3 protein-coding genes are annotated in these 2,573 nt (G+C 72.0%); all 3 read left to right on the forward strand.

Going from position 1 to position 2,573, the window contains the following annotated elements:
- A partial coding sequence (locus RDU12_RS14820; RefSeq protein WP_308685397.1) for an N-acetylmuramoyl-L-alanine amidase occupies positions 1-638 on the forward strand: 638 nt, incomplete at its 5' end.
- Positions 639-671: 33 nt separating this feature from the next.
- Positions 672-1,283, forward strand: coding sequence for a methyltransferase domain-containing protein (locus RDU12_RS14825; protein ID WP_308685399.1), 612 nt, complete (start codon positions 672-674; stop codon positions 1,281-1,283).
- Positions 1,284-1,479: 196 nt separating this feature from the next.
- A partial coding sequence (locus RDU12_RS14830; protein WP_374990233.1) for a transglycosylase domain-containing protein occupies positions 1,480-2,573 on the forward strand: 1,094 nt, incomplete at its 3' end.

Consider the following 2,573-nt stretch of genomic DNA (forward strand, 5'->3'; position numbering starts at 1 on the left):
CCGTGACCCTGGCCGCCGCCCAGGCTCTGAAACAGGAGCTGGAGCGCACCGGCCGCTACCGGGTGCGGATGACCCGGGATGGCGACGCCTACGTCGGCCTGGACCGCCGCGTGGCCATCGCCCGCCAGGCGGGGGCCGACCTGTTCATCAGCCTGCACGCCGACGCCGGGGCCGATCCGGCCACGCGCGGGGCCAGCGTCTACACCCTGTCGGAACAGGGCGCCGGCCGGGCGGTGCGCGAATTCACCCGCGGTGACAACTGGCACCGCAGCCTGAACCTGCCGGGGCGCGACCCGTCGGTGGACCGCATCCTGCTGGACATGACCCAGCGCGCCACCCAGAACCGCTCGGCCCAGCTGGCGCGGACCCTGCTGGGCGAGCTGGAGGGGGCCGACCATCCGCTGCTGCGCCGCAGCCACCGCGACGCCGGCCTGGCTGTGCTGCTGGCCCCCGACGTGCCGGCGGTGCTGCTGGAGATGGGCTTCATCACCAATCCCGAGGACGAGCGGCTGCTCAATGACGCCCGCGCGCGGCGCCGGTTGATGCGCGCCGTGGCCGAGGGTATCGACCGCTATTTCCGCGAGCCTGCGGGCGAGCTGCAGATGGCCGCCTCGGCCGGAGCCGCCGGCCAGCCCTGAGCGGACGCCCCGTCCGCCGGGACGGAGATCGAGATGACGCCCGACAAGACGCCGGCGGCCCCGACCACGCTTCACGCAGAGCGGCTCGAGGCCGTGCTGGCCCGGCTGGCCGACAGCGGCGCGCGCCGGATCGCCGATCTGGGCTGTGGCCGCGGGGCCCTGCTGGATCACCTGTCCGGGCGCACCGCCGTGACCGAGGCGGTGGCGGTTGACCTGGACGCCGCGCCACTGGCGGCGATCAAGGCGCGCTTCGCGGCGGACGAGCGGCTCAGGGTCGAGACGGTGCAGGGCTCGCTGATGGACGGCCGCCTCGACCTCGGCCGTCTGGACGCGGCGGTGCTGCTGGAGGTCATCGAGCATATCGAGCCGGACGAGCTGTCGAAGCTGGAGATCGCCGTGTTCCGCGCCTGGCGGCCGCGCCAGGTGCTGATCACCACGCCGAACGCCGACGCCAACGACTATCTCGGCGTGCCGCGGGGCCGCCGCCGTCACTGGGACCACCGCTTCGAATGGGGGCGCGAACGGTTCCAGCGCTGGGCGGCCGGCGTCGCCGCGCGGGCGGGCTATGAGGTCGAGTTCGAGGCGCTGGGATGGGAGCATCCGACCTCGGGCGCGGCCACGCAGATGGCGGCCTTTAGCCGCTGAGGCCGGGCGATCGGTCCTCCAGCAGGTCGGCGAGCCCCCTGTCTTCGAGGAGGGCTCTGTACGCCCCGGTTGCGGCGGGGCCCGGCGGGCGCGGGGCTGCGGCCCGCTGTCACGGGAGGCGTGGAGGCCGCCGTCGTGGCCGCGGCGCGACAGGAACTGGACCGTCGGGCGGGGGCGGCGACGGGGGCTCTAGCCGATGCCCCCGGCGCGGGCTAAACCAGCGGCCCGGGCGCGTCATTCGGAGTACCAAGTGAAGATTGCCGAACGCTGGTTCGTGATGGCGGGCGTCGGCCTGCTGGCCGCGATCGCGCTGGTGGGCATGATCGTGGCGATCTACGCCGCCTGGCTGTTCCACGCCCTGCCTGACGCCTCGGATCTGGCCGACTATCGGCCGGCGACGGCGACGCGCGTCTATGCCGGCGACGGCACCCTGATCGGCGAATTCTCGGACGAGCGGCGCATCTATGTGTCGTACGAGCAGATCCCCGAGGGGGTGGTGCAGGCCTTCCTCGCCGCCGAAGACCGCAATTTCTTCAGCCACGGCGGGGTCGACGTCTCGGGCCTGGGCCGGGCCATGTTCAAGAACGTGTTCAACGCCGCCACGGGCCGGCGGCTGGAGGGCGGCTCGACCATCACCCAGCAGGTCGCCAAGAACGTGCTGCTGACCAACGAGACCAGCGTCAACCGCAAGGTCAAGGAAGCCATCCTCGCCAACCGGCTGGAAGCGACCCTGACCAAGCCGCAGATTCTCGAGCTGTATCTGAACGAGATCTACCTCGGCTATCGCTCGTTCGGCGTGGCGGCCGCGGCCTACAACTATTTCGGCAAGTCGCTGGAGCAGCTGACCCCGGACGAGGCGGCCTTCCTGGCGGCCCTGCCCAAGGGGCCGAACAACTATCATCCCAAGCGCCATCCCGAAGCGGCCAAGGGTCGTCGTGACTGGGTGCTGGGCGAGATGGAGCAGAGCGGCTTCATTACCGAGGAAGAGCTGGCCACGGCGCTGGCCCGGCCGCTGACGACCCAGGACGCGCCGCGCCGGGCCCAGTACGCCGACGCCGACTTCTTCGTCGAGGAGGCCCGCCGCCGGGCCATCGCCCAGTTCGGGCGCGAGGAGATCAACCGCGGCGGCTATTATATGCGCACGACGCTGGACCCCGAGCTGCAGTCGGCGGCGCGCAACGCCCTGATGCGGGGACTCGAAAACTACGATCGCCGCCATGGCTGGCGCGGGCCGTGGGGCACGACCGACTTCGCCGCGGGCTGGCAGGAGGCGGCGCTGAAACAGACCCG

The organism is Brevundimonas sp., assembly GCF_031082345.1.
Classification (GTDB): Bacteria; Pseudomonadota; Alphaproteobacteria; order Caulobacterales; family Caulobacteraceae; genus Brevundimonas.